This window comes from Nocardia sp. CDC160, assembly GCF_035818795.1.
Taxonomy (GTDB): Bacteria; Actinomycetota; Actinomycetes; order Mycobacteriales; family Mycobacteriaceae; genus Nocardia.
Window position 1 is genome coordinate 1,288,624 of the sequence record NZ_JAYKYT010000002.1, and the last position, 17,704, is coordinate 1,306,327.

The window sequence follows — 17,704 nt, forward strand, 5'->3', positions numbered from 1 at the left end:
ATGCTGAATTCGCGTCCGATGTAGTTCAGCCGCGCCAGATTTCGCTGGCGAGGAAGCTGTCCCACTGGTCGCCGGAGAACACCAGGGCGGGGCCGTTCGGATCCTTCGAGTCGCGGACGCCAACCCCGCCTGCCGAAAGATGGGCGATCTCGACGCAATCCGCGTTCGGCTGGCTGCGGGTGCTCTTGAACCAGCGGGCATTGGACAGATCTGAAGTCACGCCACGTACTCCTTCGCAAGCTGGTGCACCAACTGCTTGGTGTCATCCTCGCTCAACGCTACTCGTTGAATGTCGCTGATCGCCCGGCGATGACGTTCGATCATGTCGGGTCGCTCCAGATACAGCCCACCCTCGTAGCCCTCCACGTAGACGATGGGCGGCTCGACGAGATGGTTCGCCAGGGGTGGAAATTCCAACAGGGTGAACGACTGGACGAGCAATCCCAGATGGCTTCCGGAGTTCAATGGCACGACCCGAATAGATACGTTCGGTCGGGTGTCGGTCATCTGGAGGAGATGGTTCAACTGGTCGGCCATGACGGACGGGCCGCCGGGCGTATGCCGCAGAACCCCCTCCGATAGCAGGACATCGACGCGAAAGTTACTGTCCGACAAACGAACCTGCCGGTGCGACGCCAATTCCAGCCGCCGGTCCATATCGGACGCGGAATGGTCCGGATAGGCAATCTCACTGACCGCCCGTCGATATCCGGCCGTCTGCAGCAGTCCGGGCAACAAGACGACCTGATGGGTGGTCAAATGGGTCGCTACGGCCTCGAGTCCGAGGTAATGGTCGAAGTGCGGCGCGTACTGGTCGGTATATGCCTGCCACCAACCCTTGGTCGTGCCAGCCAGTTTCGCCGCTTGAGCCTGATCCTTGACCTCCTGCCACAGTCCCAGCACTTCCTCGCGCTCCGCGCCGTCGACCGGCACCCCATAGAGATCGAGTAGATCTCGGATCTGGCCGGTGGAGAGTTTGACCTTCTGCCCGTCTTCGATCCGACCGATGCTCTGCGGCGAAAGATCGATATGCAGACCGGCCGCCAATTGGCTCTTATTTGCTTGTTCTCGATAACTACGAAGCCTTCGGCCGAGAGCTCTTCTGGGAAGCGATGATCCGACCATTTCGTTTGCCTCGCTATCTGGGTGACTCCATCCTGGAATGCTCTAGCTGGAACGCCAATCATTTTCTGCACAAACCTAGCTGGACATTCCCAATTCTATTGCCGCAGGTGTCTACTGAACTCCTGAACGTGAAAAGCCGAGGGGAGCACGCAATGACCACATTCCTGCCGTCGAAGGATCTGCTCCTGGAGGCGTGCGCGGGTAGCGTCGACTCGGCCCATCCGGTCTTGCGGGCCGCATACGAGCTGGCCAGCTTGCATGAGGCGCGCGATGCCGCCGCACCGGATGCGATGTACGAGATCGATTGCGCGCGTGTGCGATTGATCCGCGATATCGACCGCTGGACGGCGCACGAGCTGCCGCGCCCGTTCGCCGCCGCCGCACTGCACACCGAGACCCTCGGCATGGTCGTCGACCGTCTGGCCCGTTTCTCGGTCGACGCTCATACCGCGCTCGACACCGGCGATTCCGGATGCGGCCTTCACCGGGCCTGGACCCGCCTGGCCGAACTCTCACTGGCCTACGCCGAACTCTCCCACGACCTGGCCGCCCGCACCCGCCGCATCCCCGACTTCATCACCACCCACCCCGAAGACCTTCAACACCAACAGTTTTGAGCATCCCACCGACGGAGGCACCCCATGATCACCCTCTGGCTGCCCTTCCTCATCGGCCTGACCACCGGCATCGCCGCAACCTGGCTGATATCGCTGAACCCCCGCCACCATCCCGCAGCCACATCCGACTATTGGTCGGTGGCCGCCATCGCCTCCCGCGTCGAGCGCGATACCGGGACCAGCGCCACCTCACATTCGCGAGAGCTGCGTCGTCGAAGCAGTGAAACCACCTCGGCGGCACCCGAGAAGGCCGCCGCCGCCGGGCCTACCGAATGGAGGATGCGATGACCGCCAACGATTTCGCGCTCGAGACGTTCCTGAAGACCCGCGCCGAGGCCCAGCAGTCGAAGGACATCGACGCGCTGATGCGCCACTACCCCCCCGACATCGTCTACTACGACGTCGTTCCCCCACTGCGCTTCACCGGCACCGCCGAGGTCCGCGCCAACTTCCTGCGCTGGTTCGACGGCTACGAGGGACCCATCAGCCTGGACACGCACGAACTGACCGTCGTCACCGAGGGCGACACCGCCTTCGCCAACATGCTGCACCTCGACTCGGGAACCCGAAAAGGCGGCCTCCAGAGCGCCATCTGGGTCCGCGAAACCACTTGCCTCCGCCGCACGAACGGCCAGTGGCTCATCACCCACGAACACATCTCGGTTCCGATCAACCCAATCAACCTGCAAGCCTGGCTGCCCACGGAGATGAACCAGCCCGCCTGACCGGGTGGGTCACTACCGGGCGGGCAGCCGGGCGGTGAGGAAGGTCGCGACGGCCGCGGCGACCGGTTCCGTACCGTCGTCGGGCGTCGCGCCGGTCACCACGTCCTGGTGGGTGTAGCCGTGGGCGTAGACCGTGTCGGCGGGGAGCAGTCCCAGTTTCGGGTACAGGTCCATTTGCAGACTGGCGTCGCCGATTACGGTCAGGGTCGGCTTCGATCGCAGTTCCGCTTCGTATCGCAGAGAACCGAGATCGGCTGCGGGAGAGCGGTCTCCGCCGAAGGCCGCGAGGAGATCGAGGAAGAAGCGGGTGGTGTAGTAGGGGTTGACATAGGCGAGATCGCCGCTGACCAGGCCGAGTTGACGGCTCAGGTCGTGGATGTCGACGGTGCCGCCACTTCGCCAGCCGTACAGGTGGTTCGGGTCGGTGGGCGTCATGCGGGCGGCGGTGCCGAGCAGACCCGACGCCGGGCCGTTCGCGCGGCTCGGCAGCGGGAAGGTCTTGGGGGCGACCGGGCCGTCGAAGTCACCGATGCTGGTTTGCAGGATGCTCAGGTTGGCGCTGGTATTCCCGAACAGCGCGCCCAGGAACGCGTCACCGGTGAGCCTGTCATCCCCGAGTCCGCCAGCGCCGGTGAGCATTTCCGGATACGAGCCCGCGTACAGGGGTCGCGCGAGGGATGCCAACGCGGCATTCGACGCCATGCGGCGGTTCAGATCCGTCTCCCCCGGCCCGGCACCGAGCCCCGCGATCGGCAGCATGGTCACCGCCTGCGCGGCGACGCCCGGTATGCCCGCGAAGGTCACCGGCGCGGCACCCGAGCGCATGGCTTGCACCGCGGCCAGATAGCCGCGACCGCCGATCGCACCGGATGCCAACTGCACCAGTGGATTCGAGCCCATGCCCAGCCAGTCGGTGTTGATCAGGCCATCCAGCCCGAAGAATCCGGCGCACAGACTGGAGCCGGGGCTGCCGTCGAAATCCCATGCGCCGAACGCCGCCGTCGCCAGCGCCCCGTCGGCGTGACCGCCGCAGAACACTCGGCTGGAACGGAATTCGGCGGACGGCAACCGTGTGGTCAGCACCGTGTACTCGTCGTGGGCCATCTGCTTCAGGCCGATGTCGGCGAGGAAGGCAGGCGGATGAAAGCCGTCGAACCGACGACCGTCGACCTCCGCGCCCTCGTAGTAGTAGCCGAAGGCCGCGTCGGCGTCGCCGGTCGCCAGTCCGGTGGTATCGAAGGCGCAGCCGCTGCGCTGCGGCAGCGACCACCACTCGGAATGTTCACCGCGACCACGCATTTCAGTCAAAACATTGCGCGCCACCCGATCCATGGAGAACGCGCCCATGAACGCGGCGGGCTGGGCCACCAAGACCGCGTCCGCCCGCTGTGGATCATCGGGACCGTCGGCGAGCCGATACCGCAGATACTCGATGTCATCGCACGCCGCGGGATGCGGCCCGGTCGACGCGGGCAGCGGATCGTGCAGCCGCACATGACTCACCTCGATACCGTCGATCACCGAGAGAATCTCCGCGTCGGCGGCCTCGGCGCGAGCCGTGGCGATGACGGCCGTGCCCGCGATGAGCGCGCCGACGAGCACCGGTAGCAGGACGCCACGCATCGCTTCTCCTGAATTCCTCACGCGGGCAACGGGTTGTCGCGGAACAGCTGCCAGGTGCGGTCGAGCATGTCCGGGGCCAGCCAGAACGGCGGCTGATGGATCCCGAGGACGTAGACCCGCCACAGCACCTCCGTGCCGCCGTCGCAGTCGGTCCAGCGCGTGCCCTCGGTGGTCGGCTGGGCACCGGTGTCCGGAATCCGGTTGGGGCCGCAGTGGTTTCGGTTCACCCACTCGGTGTGCATGGACGGGTTGAGCCAGTAGTTGAAGTCCAGGGCCGCCTCGAAGACGCCCACCGATATCGGGCGCTTGGGCGCGCATCCGGTGAACAGCCGGAAGTCCCCGTCCATGGGACCGGCCAGATTGACGCCGGTCGGGAACCACGGTGCCTCGTAGGCGGCGACGGAGGCGAACACGTCACCGGCGTCGCAGGCGAGCCGATGGGCCATCATCGCGCCATTGGACCAGCCCCACGCATGGACGTGGCGCGCGTCCACGCAGTGCTTGGCCGAGATGTCGGAGACCACATCCCGCAGTGCCGCAACATCGTTCGAGTTCTCGGCGTAGTTCCAGAACAGGCTGCCAACACCGGAGGCGTCCGGCCAGGCCACGATCAGGTCCTTGCCGTCGGCGAACTGCCGCCAGCCGTCGGTGGCGAGTTCGGCGAGCGTGGGCACCGCCGCACCCGCGAGGTCGAGGACGAGGCTCGCGTGGTCGGAGACACCCGGCGGAACGTACAGCGTGTAGCCGCGGCCGCTGGGAGCCACCTGACGGGTCAGGCCGAAAATGCCCTCGGTGGGCGCGGTCGAACAGCCGGGTACCGCCGCCTGGGCCGGGCCGGGTGCGGCCAGCGGCGATATCAGCGCGGACCCGATCAGCAGCGCGACGAGCGCCAGCATGACACGCGTGAACATGAATATCCCTTCGAGTCGGTCGATTCGAGCGCCGATTACTGCTGCGGGGTGCAGTCGTAGCGGGGCGTTCCCCAGTTGGCCTGGAGGAAGTCGTCGGGGCGGAAGACCGCCTGGGCCAGGGTGGCGCGGTCCGGGATGTTCAGGCACAGGCTCGGTCCCGCCGGGCCCTCCGGCGAGTATTCGGACGGCACGGCTCGTGACAGTCCAGCTTGCGGCTCTTTCAGTGCGGCACAGGCGTTTTCGTCGGCGTCCGCGCGGCCGTAGCACTGGAACCAGCTGATGGCGTAGTGATTCGACAGATACTTCGACGCCACATTGCGCGGAATGAACGGCCAGTTCACCGCCTCACCGTGGGTGCCGCCCTCGATATTGATGAATTGCAGTGGGGCATCACCGCGGTGGTCGCGTCGCAGGGTGTCGTAGAGCTCCTTGGTGCCGATCGCGCCGTCGGTGGCGTCCAGGATCCCGTTCGGGGTGTGTGTGATCGCGAATCCGGCGGGCACCGGAATATCGAAGTCGGCCGTCTGCAGCTGCATGGGAATCACCGCGGGGCCGTAGCTGAATCCGGACAGGCCGACGATCGAGCTCACCTTGGGTAGCGGGCGGCCGTCCATGCCGACGCCGATGCTCTGGTAATAGGGATAGGTGGTGACGCCGACGGAACCGTAGGACTGCCCCCACAGATTGACGTGATCGAGATCCATCAGATCGGCCCAGGGATTCTCGATATTGTCCCCCGTCGGCGCGAACGCCGGATTCGCCCGCACCAGACGCGGATTCATGCCGCGCAGCACATTCCCGATCTCATTGTTCGGATCCGCGACAGGCGTGATCTCCATGCGATTGACCCAGCGCACCATGTCCTGCACGTCGTGGCAGCCACCGGGCGTCGCGCAGTGCGGATCACCCAGCAGCGGCAGGAACATGTCGCCGACATTGCCGTTCGGGTTGGTGGCATTACCGGCCTGATCGAAGCTGATCGAGATGAAGCCCGCGCGTGCGGCCTCCATCAACTCCATCGCCTGCGCATGCTGCGGAGAGGTCGCGCCGGGTGCCATGACGGTCACCGGATACTTCTGCCCGGACGTCTCCGCTCCCTCGGGGAACCAGACCTTCGCGATCAGCGGAATACCCAGGGAATCAATGACTTCGAACTTCTTGACGGTGCCCATCCGAAATGTGGTCGCGGTGTCACCCGCCACGCACAACCCATCGGTGTTCTCGAAGAACACCGTGCCGTCCGGGTTTACGCACGGCAGCCGGAACTGCGCCTCCCGCGCTGCGGGATTGTCGTAATCGTCATCGAGTTGCGCGTCGGCGACATTGTCGGTGAAGTTCCCGTCGTGACTCCAGTTCGGCAGCAGATCCGGATGCGGCGGCGTCGAAAGCCCGAACGGAGTGTTGTGCGTGAAGGCGTCCCAAATTTTTTGCGCCGCCGCGAGCTGCCGTTGCCGCGCGTCCGGAGCCAGATACGTGGCCGGATCCAGCAAATCCTTGAACTCACCACTCACATGCCCGAGATTGTCGAGCACCCCGGCCCGCACCCAGAAGTCGAGCATTCCCGGCGTCTGCAAATCATGCAGCGGGCCACTGGCCAGAATGCCCAATTCGGTGAAGGGGTAGGTCGGGTCCGGCGGCTGCACCGCCGCAATCGGTTCCGCCGCAGCCGGTGAGCCGTACCCGATCAGCCCCACCGCGAGGGCCACACCCAGCCCCTTCGACCAGGCCCGGAACCGCCGCCCCCTACCGATCCGCCTAGCGCGATCCATGTCGTCCCCTAGCCTAAACAACAGTGTCATATTAAGGATTACGACACCACCGCCAGGGACCCAACCACCTGAGAACCCGTGTCCTCGAAGATCAATCATGAGGCCACCCCGGTCACCCCGGCACTCCGTAACCCAACCGAGGTGGAATACAGACCGGTCGTTTGCACAAGCCCCTAATACTGCGGGCACAGTGCCCTAATTCGGCGGCCGAATACAGACATTTCGACGATCTTGATCTACCGTCGAAATCGTTGCCGCACCAACGGATCTCGGCCGAAGTCATCTCCGGGCGCCCCGATATCCGCTGGTCGGTGGCCAAGCTACGAGCCCACCCCTTCGCGGCTCGTAGATCACCCCACTGTCACTCGGGGTGGTACCGGACGCCAGCGCCGCCGGATGTCTCCCCCGACATCATCCGGCGGCGCTGGTGGCCGTCGGCGGAGCGGGGGAGGTCGCGTGGGCGAGGCGGCGCCAGGCTCGGCGGCGCTGATCGGTGGTGGCGGCCTGTTCGAGGACGCCTAGTCGCGCTTCGTCGGTGAAGTAGGACGAGTCGACCACCGCGGCGAGGGTCTCGTCGGTCAGGTGGTCGACAATGTCGAGGAATTCGGTCGAAGCGCCTCGAGTGGTGGCGATTTCGAGGGTGCGGGCGACGTCGGCACCGCCGAAGACCTGGTTGCACAGGGGTGCGGCGATGTCGGAATCGACGCGGGCGAGGACCGAGAGCAGGGCGAGGACGGTGTCGGGTGAGCCCGCGAGGGCGGTGGCCGCTATGCGTTCGCGGCGGGCGGGGGTGACCACACGGAAGATGTCGGTGAGGCGGTCGGTCGAGGAGACCAGGGCCGCCGTTCGGATGAGACCCTCGTCGTCGTCGATGCCGCGTTCGAATTCGCGGACGAGTTGTTCGGTGGCGTGCTCCACGAAGCGGGAGGCCGTCAAATAGTCGCGGCGGCGGAGCAATTCGTTCGCCGACGGGATGAGCAACTCGGCGGCCAGTCGCGGGGCGAAGATGGGGATGACGCGCGGATCGACGAAGGGAGCGGCGTCGGCCAGGTAGGTCGGCGACAGTCCGCCGAGAATAGCGGGGGCGCGGTCGGGATGGTCCATGCCGATGGCTCCCCCGGCGCGACCACCCACCTCGGGCGGGATCGCCTTCTGCGCCACGGTGATCACGAGCGCATTGGGCACCAGCGGGGCCAGCTTGCTAAGGCGCGCGAATGTCGGTGCGAGAGAGTCGAACAGGGCGTCGGAGAGAGCCTCGCCGAGAGCCCGGATGTCATGTGCGCCCAGGCGTTCGAGGAAGGCGAGATCCGCCGGATCGGCACCGAGCGTCTGGGCCAGAATCGTCAACTGGGCCCGGGTCATCATGTCGGTCACGGTGATTCACTTTCCGAAGAGGATCTTGCGGGCGGGAATGCGGATCAAGCGCGGCAGCACCTCGAGACTGCCGTCGATGGCGGCGTCCAGGCTGCGCTGCTGATCCCGTTGCGCCCGACGCAGCAGGGTCAGCAGCCGCGCGGATTCCTCCGGGGTGAGTCGCTCGAGAATCTCGCGGGGCTCTTTCAACTCCGCGAGCAGCGGATTCTGTTCCGACACTGGGATTTTCTCGCTTCCAACGAATGAGACGGCATCGGGTCACAGATCCGCACGGTCGTTCCCCCCGTCGACCTGCACCCCAACCCCACCATACATACAACAGTGTCAAATTGACCATTGCCGCTCGCCTACACGTCTGTTAATTTCAGCTCGAGGAGGCCACGACCATGTATGAGACTCCGGCCGAAATCCAAGCCACACTGGACGCGCTGGACGCCTTCTTGGCGGCGGAGATTCAGCCGCTGGAACAGGCCAATCCGCAATTCTTCGATCACCGCCGCGAATACGCGCGAACCGACTTCGACAATGACGGCCGCCCCCGCGCGGAGTGGGTCGCGTTGATCGTGGAGATGCGGCGACGCGCGGAGGCGGCCGGGTGGTTCCGCTACGGGCTGCCGAAGGAGCTGGGCGGACGGGGCGCGTCCAACCTCGAAATGGCCTACATCCGTGAACATCTGGGCCTGCGCGGCATCGGACTCCACGACGACCCGCTCTACGAGTCGGCGGTGGTCGGGAACTTCCCGGTGCAACTGGCCTTCCACGCGGCCGCGACCGAGGAGCAGAAGCGAGAGTGGCTCGAGGCCATGATCGTCGGCGAACGCCGGGTCGCCATGGGCCTCACCGAACCGAATGTCGGCTCGGATCTGCTGCGCATGGAAACCACCGCGATCCGCGACGGCGACGACTGGATCATCGACGGCGTCAAACGCTGGCAGTCCGGCATGGATGTGGCCACCCACAACCTGGTCTTCGCCCGCACCGCGGGCAATCCCGGTGAGCCCCTGGGCATTACGGCGTTCATCGTCCCCACCGACGCGCCCGGCTTCGACACCGAGTTCTTCTGGTGGACCATGAACATGCCCAGCGACCACGCCGAGATCACCCTGAACCAGGTGCGGGTGCCGCACTCGGCCATGCTCGGGCAGGAGAATCTGGGCCTGCTGCCGCTGCTCACGTTCGTCCACGATCAGCGCATGCGCCAGGCCGCGCAGAGTCTGGGCGCGGCGCAGTACTGCATCAACGAGGCGGTCGACTACGCCAATGCCCGTCTGCTGCACGGGAAACCGCTGTCGCGTAAGCAGGCGATCCGTTTCGCGCTGGCCGAACTGCACACCGAGGCGGCCATGGTGCGCGGCCTCATCCGCGATGTGGCCGCACAACTCGACTCCACGGACGCGCACAAGCTCAGCCACCTGGTCGCCATGTGCAACTACCGCGCCAACCGATTGGCCTGTGCCGCAGCCGATCAGGCCATGCAGACCTGCGGCGGGGTCGGCTATTCGCGGCACATGCCGTTCGAGCACATCTACCGACGCCACCGCCGCTACCGCATTACCGAGGGCGCGGATGAGTTGCAGCTGAAGGAGATCGCCAAGGAACTCTTCGGCAGCGTCCGTGGCGACGCGACCCGCCGCGATCCGCGCGCCTGGCCCGCACCCCGCTAGGAGTCCCCTCACCCGCTAGGAGTCCCCGCACCCCGCTAGGAGTCATTGTGCCGCAGGACTTTCCCGCTGCGGACGACCTCGTCGCCACCGCGGTCCAGCATCTCGCGGGCAAGGCCGCCCACGCCATGGGCGGACCGAAGGTCGTCGAGGCGCAGACCGTGGCCCGACTGCTGCGCACGACCGCCGGACTGCCCGTCATCCGCTCGGTCGCGCTGCCCATGGGCGCGCTGTATCTGTCCGAGCGGGTGCGTTCGTCCCTGCGCGGCTTCGCTGCCTTCGAGGCGCTCATCGCGGCGAACCTGCTCATGATCGCCAAACGTGAATACGAACTGGGCGAACGGATTCGGGCCGAGGACCGGACCGCTCTGGGCGAATTGCTCGACCGCACCGGCACTTACGAGCAGCTCGATGCGGCACTCGTCGAACGCCTGCACGATCCCGCGCCACTCACGGGCGAGGAATGGTCGAGGATGCTGGCCTTCTTGCGAGCCAGCGCCGTCCGCCACTTACGCATCGCCAATCCCGACTACGCCCACCCCGAGGTGCGAAATGGCGGGTAACGACGCCCGAGGGCGAACCATCGACGCGGAAACCGAACTCGCCGCGGCGCTGACGACCATGGTCGGCCGAGCATTGCCCGCGCCCATCACGATCGAGGGCATGCGGCGGCTCTCGGGTGGCGCGTCCCGGGAGACCTGGTCCTTCGACGCCCTGGATGCCACCGGTGCGCGCCATCCGCTCATCCTGCGCCGCGATTTCACCGACGGCCGCACCCAGAGTCCCGATCTGATCATCGGCCGCAAGGACGCCCTGGACCGGGCGGGTGAGTACACCCTGCTGCGGACCCTACACGCGGCCGGGCTGCCGGTGCCCCGGCCGATCGCCGCGCCGGAGTCCGGGGACGCGCTCGCCGACTGCTATCTCATGGAACGCGTCGACGGCGAGACCCGCCCCTGGGTGATCATCCGCGCGCACGAATTCGACTCCGTGCGACCGCAATTGGTGCGGCAATTGGCCGCGACCCTGGCCCGCGTCCACTCCTTCACCGCCACCGATCTGCCCTTCATGCCCCAGCGCACCCTCGACGATCAACTCGAGCTCATCCGGCGACTGCTCGACCACTCCGGAATCACCCGCCCCGCACTGGAAGCGGCACTGCGCTGGTGCCACGACCGCCTTGGGGCCGTCGCCCCGGCGAATCGTCCACTCCGACTGGTGCACGGCGACTTCCGCACCTCCAACTACGCCGCCGGGCCGGAAGGGCTACGCGCAGTGTTCGATTGGGAGTTCAGCCATATCGGCGACCCGGTCACCGACCTCGGCTACGCCTGCATGCGCGCCTGGCGATTCGGAGCCGACGACCGCGAGTTCACCGGAATCGGCTCGCGCGCCGAATTCTTCGCGGCCTACGAGGCCGCCGGGGGCGAGCCCGTGGACCCCGACCGGGTCCGCTTCAGCGAGGTGCTGTGCAACCTGGTGGCCGCCGGGGTCTTCCTCGAACGCACCCGCGCCTACCTCGGGGGCGAGGACCGCGGCCTGGAAGCCGCCGCCATCGCCCGCCGCATCGCCGAACTCGAATACGACCTGCTGCACCTGCTCGACTGACGAGCGCACGGCCGCCGCGCAATCCGTCCCGGTCAGCGCAGGCGACCCACACCGGCGAATCCGGGGGAATGAATGGCGAGTTGGGTACCCGGTGGCGAGAGTTCGGGCCGCCATGAGGTTGGCGGGACCAATCCCGGTGGGACCAGGTCGAATCCGTCGAAGAAGTGGAGGATCTCGTCGTAGGGGCGCAGGGTGAGCGGGTTGGGGGTGCGCCGGTAGAGGTCGGCGGTTTCCTGGTGAACTTCGGCCGAGACACTGCCGTGCACGATGACCAGGTAGCTGCCGGGGGCCAGGCGCGCGCGAATGTTCGCGAGGATCGCGGCCGGATCGTCGGAGTCGGGGATGAAGTGCAGGACCGCGATCAGGAGTACGGCCACGGGGCGGGTGAAGTCGAGGTGCCCACCCGCGCCGTCCGGGCCGAAGAGTTCGTCGGGACGACGCAGATCGGCTTCCAGGACCAGAGTTTCGGAATCGCCGGACAACAGGGCTCGACTGTGCGTGACGGCGACCGGATCGTTGTCGGCGTAGACAACACGCGTGCCGGGGCGGGCCTCCCGCGCCACCTCGTGCACCGGGGCGACCGTCGGGATGCCGGAGCCGACATCGATGAACTGGTCGATGCCCTGGTCGGTCAGGAAGCGCATGGCCCGGTGCAGGAAGGCGCGAGTGGCGCGCGCGATGAGCGGTGCTTCCGGCATCCGCTCCATGACTTGACGGGCCAGGGCGCGATCGACCTGGAAGTTGTGTGAGCCGCCGAGGTAGTAGTCCCACACCCGGGCCGCGCTGGGTCGGTCGAGATCGACCGTCAGCGGCGCCCATTCGGGCCGCACATCGGGATTCTCCGGTTCTTCCGGCACGCAACCTCCCCGCCATTGCTCAACTGTCCCAGCCGCACTCGTCCTGCCAGCCGGTTCAGCGTACAGAGGGTCGATCCCGCGCGCAGCGGGCCCGGCCCGGCAACGCGGCGCGCACCGGTCCGATCGGCCATGTGATTCACGCATGATTCAGGTTCTGACCGGCCGAGTCTTGACTCTTGTGAATCAAGGTGATTCGATCTGAATCATCATGGTTTCAGCGAATCAACCGACAGAGCGCGCGACCGCGGCGGCAGCACTCGCCGCGAATGCGGTTGCGCGCCAGTCGCACCCACGCCAGCAGTTGGGCGTGGAGCTGCGCCGGTTGCGGGACATGGCCGGAATCTCCGGCCGGGAGCTGGCCAAGCGGGTCGGAATCAGCCAATCGACCCTGTCCCGGATCGAGGCCGGGCATGTGGTGCCCCCGCTACCGCAGGTGCTCGACTGGGCGAAAGCGGTTGGGGCGGACGCGGATTGCCAGCATTCGCTGCGCGCGCTCACCGAGGTGGCCCACACACCCGAGGTGCACGACTGGGCCTCCTCGCTCGCGGACCGGCCGCACCTACAAGACGACGTCCGGGCCTTCGAGGAAGACGCGCAGGTGGTGCGCAACTTCCAGCCCTCGCTGATACCGGGCCTACTACAGACCGCCGACTACGCCCGCCGGGTGTTCGCCACCTTCGACCCGCCCTACACTCCCGATGCCGCGGCTGCCGCGCTCGCCGCGCGCCTGGAACGCCAACGGGTCCTGTACGACCCGACGAAGCGCTTCGAATTCCTGATTACCGAAGCGGCCCTGCGCTTTCGGCCCGGACCGCATCGCGTCCTGCTCGCCCAACTGGACCGGATCATCTCGATCGAGACCCTCGATACGGTCACCATCGGGGTGATCGCGCAGGACATCGAGGCCAGCACCACCATCCCGCACGGTTTCGTCATCTACGAGAACGAGGATCACGCCCTCGCGTCCGCGGAACCGATCCCGGGCAGCATGGTCACCCGCGGCCCCGATCTCGTCGACGCCCACCGCCGCCGCTGGGACGCCTTGACTCGAATGGCCATGTTCGGCACCGATGCCCATGAGTTTCTCACCGGACTTCGGGACGAAATCCACCGCATCACAACCCAATGACCATTTTCCAGCGGCCGTCGAGGGGTCGGCCGCACGTGGGGGTGGTGGTGTCGCAGCGAATTCGCTGCGACACCACCAGCACGTCAGTCGGCGAAATCGAATTCGCCCGCGCGCACGCCCGAAGTGAACGCTCGCCACTCGGATTTGGTGAACCATAGGGTCGGGCTGTGCCGATCCTTGGAATCACGCACTGCGATCTGGCCTTCGTGGTACGCGACCTCGACGCAATCGCCGCCGCCATAGCTGAAACTGCTCTTGGCGAACCTGGGGCCGCGATGAGCCCCGCGAATCATGTTGCCGTTCATGGCATTCATTCCTTCCCCCGGAGGGTCACTCCCCATGACCCATCTCGTGAATCGCTTACGCCGAACAGAGTGTTATCCGAACCACCGGCCGCGCAACTGAATTCATGCCGTCCCGCACGCCGACACATCGAAATCCTCATGACCGCAACTCTACGGCGACCCACCGACAAACTTTGTCGTGCGAACAGCCGCGCGGAAGGGCTGTTTCAGCCCTGAGTGATCAACTGTTGCAAGGCGATTGCGAGCGCGGAGTCACCGCGCGCGGTGGGATGCCAGGGGAAGCCCAGCGGCTCGACGCGCGGGTCGAAGGCGCCGTCGACCCAGGCGTCCGCGGCGCACGCGCCGTGCCCGGCGGTGACCGCGCGGGCGTCGAGAAAATCCGCGTTCAGCAGGGCGGCGGCCGCGCGCTGGGCCGTGTCGATCCGGTCCAGGAACCCGGTGATCGCACCGGCCCGAGGCTGGACCACATCGACGCCGAGGATGCCCGCGCACGCGGAATCGCCTCCGGGTGAGTGAATCTCCGGATAACCCACGAAAACGATCCGCGCGTTCGGGGCGTAGTAGCGCAGGTACACCACCGCCTGACGGACCCGGTCCGCGTAGGCCCGGCCGGTGATGGTGTCGGGATCGGGGGCGCGTCCCTGCGCCGCAGCTTCCGGACCGCAACCATTGATCAGATCGGTCAGACACGAGAAGGCACGGGACAGGGCGACCGGATTGTCGGTGCCCCAGGCGTCATTCATGCCGAGCTGAATCGTGACGGCCCGGGTGCGGGTGCCGAGCGCACCGTCGGACATCGCCCGCTTCACCTGATGCGCCAGCGTCCAGCCCGAGGTGTCGATGGAGCCGCCCTGGCACGAGGTGTTCTCGACATCGTTGTCGGACAGGCCGAGACGCTGGGTCAGCTGCAGCGGCCACGAGGTCGGCACGTGCTTGCAATCCGGATCCCCGCCCGAGTTCAGCAGGTCGAGGATCCGCCCGTTCGCGGAGAAGGAATCGCCGATCACCACGAGGGCCTTGCCCTCGGGTGTGTCCGCCGCGGTCGCGTTGGGTGCCGCCATGGCAATGACCGCCACGGTGCCGCAGACCGCTGACGCCGCGCGCATCCGCAGCCGAGCCGATCTCTTCACTGGCCGTGTACCTCTTATCAATCCGGACGCCCACTGTAGCCGGGCCGCCCCGGCTTCGGTGGCGAATTCGATTGCGCGGCAATCCAATTCCGCCAGAGACGCGCGCGTGGCGACCCGATCGCGACGGCACGCGGTCCGTACCGATCGTTTGCTTGTCAACTATGTGAAATAACGCTATTTTGCTTTGACTGTCAATGACTGTGACCTGCGTCATGGTGTGTGTGGCTTGATGAGGATTGTGTATTGACCAGCTCCTGGACAACAGGGACAACGGGCCCGGCCGTGTCCCTGATTCGGCTGGCCGCGGTCGGCGTGCTCGCCGCGGGGGTCTCGGTGGGCCCCGCGGTGGCGGGCAGCGCCCACGCCGAGGCCGCACCGACCGGTCGGTCACTCGTCATCCTGGGTGATTCATACACCGCGAACCCACCCTGCGACGGGCTGTTGGTGAAATGCGTGGACACCGATGGCACCGGCCCCCGGGCCTGCCTGCACGGACCGACCTCCTGGCCAGCCCAATTGGGCACGCTCATGGCCCTCGAACCCGAGGACGTCGAGAACAATTCGTGCTCGAGCGCGACCATCGACACCGGTCCGGTGACCTCGACCGGGCAGGAGGTGCCGGGCCGGGGCGGCTACACACTGGCACAGGAGACCCTCGCCGCCGCGCAGGACGGAGCCCTCGGCCCGCGCACCCGGGTGGTGGCGATCCAACTGGGCTTCAACGACGCCTGGCCCCGGGACTCCACGGTCACCGCCGACGCGTCCCGCGTCGTCACCTGCGTCTTCGACATTCTCGAGGGCTGCGACGAAAACGCGGTGGCCCAGGGCCGCTGGCCCGATGTCGACGCCATCACCGGCCCCGCCTACGCCGAGCGGATTCGCAAGGTCGTCGACTACATCAAGTACTACGCCCCGAACGCGAGGATCGAACTCGTCGGCTACCCCGAGGTCGCGCCGGAAGGCGATTCGGTGTGGTGCTTCGACCTTTTCGGGCTCGGCACCTGGGTGCAGCCCCGCGCCCGGGCCATGGTCGAGTTCTGGGACCGACTGCAGACGGCCGAACGCGAAGCGGCTCAGCTGCTCGGCATCGACTTCGTCGATGTGCGGCCCGCGACCGCGGGCCACGGCCTGTGCTCGAACGATCCCTGGTTCAACGGCTTCCTGGATCCGCGCCCGGACCGCTCGGGCCTGCCGCTGCACCCCTCCGCACGCGGGGACGCCGCCGTGGCCGCCACCGTCTACGGCCACGTCACGCGGCCCAACTGACAGCACCCCCGCGATCGAGTACCGCGTGGCAGCCCCCGGAGAAGCAATGACGCTCACCTACACCTCTGAATCCGAATCGTCCGTCGCGCCACCGCGCTTCGCGTGGCGAGGCGTCGTGCTGGTCTCCGGCCTGATCACGCTCGCCTGGTCGGTCTCCGCGGCGCGCTTCCAACTCGCGGGCGACGAGCTGTACTACCTGGCGTGCGGGCGACGGCTGGCCGTCGACTACGTGGACAACGGCCCGGTGATTCCGCTGATCGCCAGGCTGTGCGATCTGCTCGCGCCCGGATCGGTGCTCGCCCTGCGTATTCCGGGACTGCTCCTGCTGTTCGCGGTATCGGTGCTGGCCGCCGCGGTGGCCTTCGAATGCGGCGCACGGCCGCGGTATCAAAAGCTCGCGGCGGCGGCCTACGCGCTGTCGCCGTTCGTCGTGGCCTTCACCGTGCTGGACAGCGTCGCCTTCGACGTGGCCTGTCAGGCGTTGATCCTGTGGCTGCTGGTGCGCTGGGTGCGCGTGCGCGACGACCGGCTGCTGCTGGGCGTCGGCGTGGCCGCGGCCATCGATGTCCAGGACAAATGGCTGGTGCTGATGCTGGCGGCCTGCGTCGGTCTCGCCATGCTCGCGGTCGGACCGCGCGAGATTCTGCGTCGTCCCGCACTGTGGTTGGGGCTGTTGATCTTCGCGGTTGCCATGATCCCGGCCCTGCTGTGGCAGGCCGCCCGCGATTGGCCGCAGCTGGCCACCAATGCGGCCATTGCCCAGGAGACGGCGGGCAGTGACGGCGGCCAGTGGGGCACGATCGTGGCGATCATGGTGACCACCGGATTCCTCGGCGGCGGACTGGGTTTGCTGGGCCTGTACGGCCTGGCCCGGACGCCGCGGCTGCGGCCCTACCGGTTCGTTCTCCTCGCGGCCCTGCTGATGATCGTCCTGGTTGTCGCCGGACACGGCCGGTCGTACTACGTGGCCGGAATTGTCCCCGCGATCTTCGGCAGCGGTGCTGCGATCCTGTCCGGGTTGCTCGAACCCCCCGACGCCCGTTCACATTTGCGACGGCTGTTCACCGTGTTGACCGTCGCGTCCGCGGTGCTGGCCGCCGCCCTGGCTGCCCTCCCCTACCCGCGCAGCTGGATCAAGGTCCCGGACAACGGATACTGGGGTTTCCTGCAGCACTACGGCAATGACGACTGGGCGGATCTGGCCGACGCCGTGCACCGGGTCGCGATCGGCCTGCCCGCCGAGGACCGAGCCGATACCGTGGTCGTGACCGAGGCCTACAACCAGGCGGGCGCGCTCGACCATTACCGTCGCTCCCAATGGATTCCGCCGGTCTACAGCCCCAATCGCGGCTTCGCGGAATTCGGCGCACCACCGGACTCGGCCGGAACCGTGCTCTACGTCGGCTACAACGACGGCCCCCAGGTCCGCGCATTCCTGGCCGAATTCGCCCACACCACACCGGCATTGCGGATGGACAATCCACTCGGCATCGGCGGGCAGAACCACCACGTGACCATCTGGATCTGTCGCGAACCGCGGATTCCGTTGTCGGTCGCGTGGCCGAGTTTGACCTACATGATCGTTCCACCGGCTTAGTGAGCAA

At 66.8% G+C, this 17,704-nt stretch carries 19 protein-coding genes; 9 read left to right on the plus strand and 10 right to left on the minus strand.

Annotated elements, in window-relative coordinates; translation table 11 throughout:
* Window positions 1-25: 25 nt before the first annotated feature.
* Both VMT40_RS13495 and VMT40_RS13500 read right to left on the minus strand, forming a co-directional pair.
* Window positions 26-220: a DUF397 domain-containing protein gene (locus VMT40_RS13495; protein ID WP_326358319.1), complete on the minus strand. Its 195-nt coding sequence runs from the start codon at window positions 218-220 to the stop codon at window positions 26-28.
* The gene (locus VMT40_RS13500) at window positions 217-1,125 is read right to left on the minus strand and encodes a helix-turn-helix domain-containing protein (protein WP_326358320.1); all 909 of its coding nucleotides are present in this window, start codon (window positions 1,123-1,125) and stop codon (window positions 217-219) included. Before VMT40_RS13500 ends, VMT40_RS13495 begins: the two co-directional genes overlap by 4 nt.
* A gap of 152 nt (window positions 1,126-1,277) precedes the next feature.
* Here VMT40_RS13500 and VMT40_RS13505 point away from each other — a divergent pair, with 152 nt between their 5' ends.
* From VMT40_RS13505 to VMT40_RS13515, 3 genes are read left to right on the plus strand one after another with little or no spacing between them, the layout of a single operon-like run.
* Window positions 1,278-1,742 (plus strand): DUF4254 domain-containing protein, encoded by a 465-nt coding sequence (locus VMT40_RS13505; protein ID WP_326358321.1) that lies wholly within the window; start codon window positions 1,278-1,280, stop codon window positions 1,740-1,742.
* 24 nt (window positions 1,743-1,766) lie between these two features.
* Window positions 1,767-2,030, plus strand: a complete 264-nt coding sequence (locus VMT40_RS13510; RefSeq protein WP_326358322.1) for a hypothetical protein — start codon at window positions 1,767-1,769, stop codon at window positions 2,028-2,030.
* Entirely contained in the window at window positions 2,027-2,467 is a 441-nt protein-coding gene (locus VMT40_RS13515) for a YybH family protein (protein WP_326358323.1), read from the plus strand. The genes VMT40_RS13510 and VMT40_RS13515 overlap by 4 nt, the downstream gene beginning before the upstream one ends.
* Before the next feature lie 12 nt (window positions 2,468-2,479).
* Here the strand turns inward: VMT40_RS13515 and VMT40_RS13520 are convergent, their stop codons facing one another.
* The 5 genes from VMT40_RS13520 to VMT40_RS13540 form a co-directional block, all read right to left on the minus strand.
* Window positions 2,480-4,090: a hypothetical protein gene (locus VMT40_RS13520; RefSeq protein WP_326358324.1), complete on the minus strand. Its 1,611-nt coding sequence runs from the start codon at window positions 4,088-4,090 to the stop codon at window positions 2,480-2,482.
* A gap of 17 nt (window positions 4,091-4,107) precedes the next feature.
* On the minus strand, window positions 4,108-5,001 hold the full coding sequence (locus VMT40_RS13525; RefSeq protein WP_326358325.1) for an alpha/beta hydrolase family esterase: 894 nt from the start codon (window positions 4,999-5,001) through the stop codon (window positions 4,108-4,110).
* Window positions 5,002-5,036: 35 nt separating this feature from the next.
* On the minus strand, window positions 5,037-6,770 hold the full coding sequence (locus tag VMT40_RS13530; RefSeq protein WP_326358326.1) for a hypothetical protein: 1,734 nt from the start codon (window positions 6,768-6,770) through the stop codon (window positions 5,037-5,039).
* 411 nt (window positions 6,771-7,181) lie between these two features.
* Window positions 7,182-8,144, minus strand: coding sequence for a hypothetical protein (locus VMT40_RS13535; protein ID WP_326358327.1), 963 nt, complete (start codon window positions 8,142-8,144; stop codon window positions 7,182-7,184).
* Between the two features lie 6 nt (window positions 8,145-8,150).
* Complete coding sequence (locus VMT40_RS13540; RefSeq protein WP_326358328.1) at window positions 8,151-8,363, minus strand: hypothetical protein; 213 nt, start codon at window positions 8,361-8,363, stop codon at window positions 8,151-8,153.
* Window positions 8,364-8,530: 167 nt separating this feature from the next.
* On the opposite strand from VMT40_RS13540, the gene VMT40_RS13545 reads away from it, so the two are divergent.
* From VMT40_RS13545 to VMT40_RS13555, 3 genes are read left to right on the plus strand one after another with little or no spacing between them, the layout of a single operon-like run.
* A complete protein-coding gene (locus VMT40_RS13545) occupies window positions 8,531-9,808 on the plus strand; it encodes an acyl-CoA dehydrogenase family protein (RefSeq protein WP_326358329.1) in 1,278 nt (425 codons plus the stop codon).
* Window positions 9,809-9,855: 47 nt separating this feature from the next.
* Window positions 9,856-10,368, plus strand: coding sequence for a DUF6285 domain-containing protein (locus VMT40_RS13550; RefSeq protein ID WP_326358330.1), 513 nt, complete (start codon window positions 9,856-9,858; stop codon window positions 10,366-10,368).
* Complete coding sequence (locus VMT40_RS13555; RefSeq protein ID WP_326358331.1) at window positions 10,358-11,413, plus strand: phosphotransferase family protein; 1,056 nt, start codon at window positions 10,358-10,360, stop codon at window positions 11,411-11,413. The genes VMT40_RS13550 and VMT40_RS13555 overlap by 11 nt, the downstream gene beginning before the upstream one ends.
* 32 nt (window positions 11,414-11,445) lie before the next feature.
* Here VMT40_RS13555 and VMT40_RS13560 read toward each other — a convergent pair whose 3' ends face one another.
* Window positions 11,446-12,270, minus strand: a complete 825-nt coding sequence (locus VMT40_RS13560; RefSeq protein ID WP_326358332.1) for an SAM-dependent methyltransferase — start codon at window positions 12,268-12,270, stop codon at window positions 11,446-11,448.
* Between the two features lie 208 nt (window positions 12,271-12,478).
* Here VMT40_RS13560 and VMT40_RS13565 point away from each other — a divergent pair, with 208 nt between their 5' ends.
* Entirely contained in the window at window positions 12,479-13,399 is a 921-nt protein-coding gene (locus tag VMT40_RS13565; RefSeq protein ID WP_326358333.1) for a helix-turn-helix domain-containing protein, read from the plus strand.
* 83 nt (window positions 13,400-13,482) lie between these two features.
* On the opposite strand, the gene VMT40_RS13570 is transcribed toward VMT40_RS13565, so the two are convergent.
* Window positions 13,483-13,704, minus strand: a complete 222-nt coding sequence (locus VMT40_RS13570; RefSeq protein WP_326358334.1) for a DUF397 domain-containing protein — start codon at window positions 13,702-13,704, stop codon at window positions 13,483-13,485.
* Between the two features lie 206 nt (window positions 13,705-13,910).
* Window positions 13,911-14,834, minus strand: a complete 924-nt coding sequence (locus VMT40_RS13575; protein WP_326358335.1) for an SGNH/GDSL hydrolase family protein — start codon at window positions 14,832-14,834, stop codon at window positions 13,911-13,913.
* A gap of 243 nt (window positions 14,835-15,077) precedes the next feature.
* On the opposite strand from VMT40_RS13575, the gene VMT40_RS13580 reads away from it, so the two are divergent.
* Together VMT40_RS13580 and VMT40_RS13585 are read left to right on the plus strand one after the other, a co-directional pair.
* Window positions 15,078-16,100, plus strand: coding sequence for an SGNH/GDSL hydrolase family protein (locus VMT40_RS13580; protein WP_326358336.1), 1,023 nt, complete (start codon window positions 15,078-15,080; stop codon window positions 16,098-16,100).
* A gap of 46 nt (window positions 16,101-16,146) precedes the next feature.
* Window positions 16,147-17,697, plus strand: a complete 1,551-nt coding sequence (locus tag VMT40_RS13585; RefSeq protein ID WP_326358337.1) for an ArnT family glycosyltransferase — start codon at window positions 16,147-16,149, stop codon at window positions 17,695-17,697.
* Window positions 17,698-17,704: the final 7 nt, after the last annotated feature.

What these genes read in the sequence shown, in the direction of transcription:
- VMT40_RS13530 (WP_326358326.1), bottom strand. Translation starts at nt 6,770, where the DNA reads ATGGATCGCGCTAGGCGGATCGGTAGGGGGCGGCGGTTCCGGGCCTGG.
- VMT40_RS13515 (WP_326358323.1), top strand. Translation starts at nt 2,027, where the DNA reads ATGACCGCCAACGATTTCGCGCTCGAGACGTTCCTGAAGACCCGCGCC.
- VMT40_RS13505 (WP_326358321.1), top strand. Translation starts at nt 1,278, where the DNA reads ATGACCACATTCCTGCCGTCGAAGGATCTGCTCCTGGAGGCGTGCGCG.
- VMT40_RS13520 (WP_326358324.1), bottom strand. Translation starts at nt 4,090, where the DNA reads ATGCGTGGCGTCCTGCTACCGGTGCTCGTCGGCGCGCTCATCGCGGGC.
- VMT40_RS13585 (WP_326358337.1), top strand. Translation starts at nt 16,147, where the DNA reads ATGACGCTCACCTACACCTCTGAATCCGAATCGTCCGTCGCGCCACCG.
- VMT40_RS13500 (WP_326358320.1), bottom strand. Translation starts at nt 1,125, where the DNA reads ATGGTCGGATCATCGCTTCCCAGAAGAGCTCTCGGCCGAAGGCTTCGT.
- VMT40_RS13570 (WP_326358334.1), bottom strand. Translation starts at nt 13,704, where the DNA reads ATGAACGGCAACATGATTCGCGGGGCTCATCGCGGCCCCAGGTTCGCC.
- VMT40_RS13565 (WP_326358333.1), top strand. Translation starts at nt 12,479, where the DNA reads ATGGTTTCAGCGAATCAACCGACAGAGCGCGCGACCGCGGCGGCAGCA.
- VMT40_RS13510 (WP_326358322.1), top strand. Translation starts at nt 1,767, where the DNA reads ATGATCACCCTCTGGCTGCCCTTCCTCATCGGCCTGACCACCGGCATC.
- VMT40_RS13555 (WP_326358331.1), top strand. Translation starts at nt 10,358, where the DNA reads ATGGCGGGTAACGACGCCCGAGGGCGAACCATCGACGCGGAAACCGAA.
- VMT40_RS13525 (WP_326358325.1), bottom strand. Translation starts at nt 5,001, where the DNA reads ATGTTCACGCGTGTCATGCTGGCGCTCGTCGCGCTGCTGATCGGGTCC.
- VMT40_RS13545 (WP_326358329.1), top strand. Translation starts at nt 8,531, where the DNA reads ATGTATGAGACTCCGGCCGAAATCCAAGCCACACTGGACGCGCTGGAC.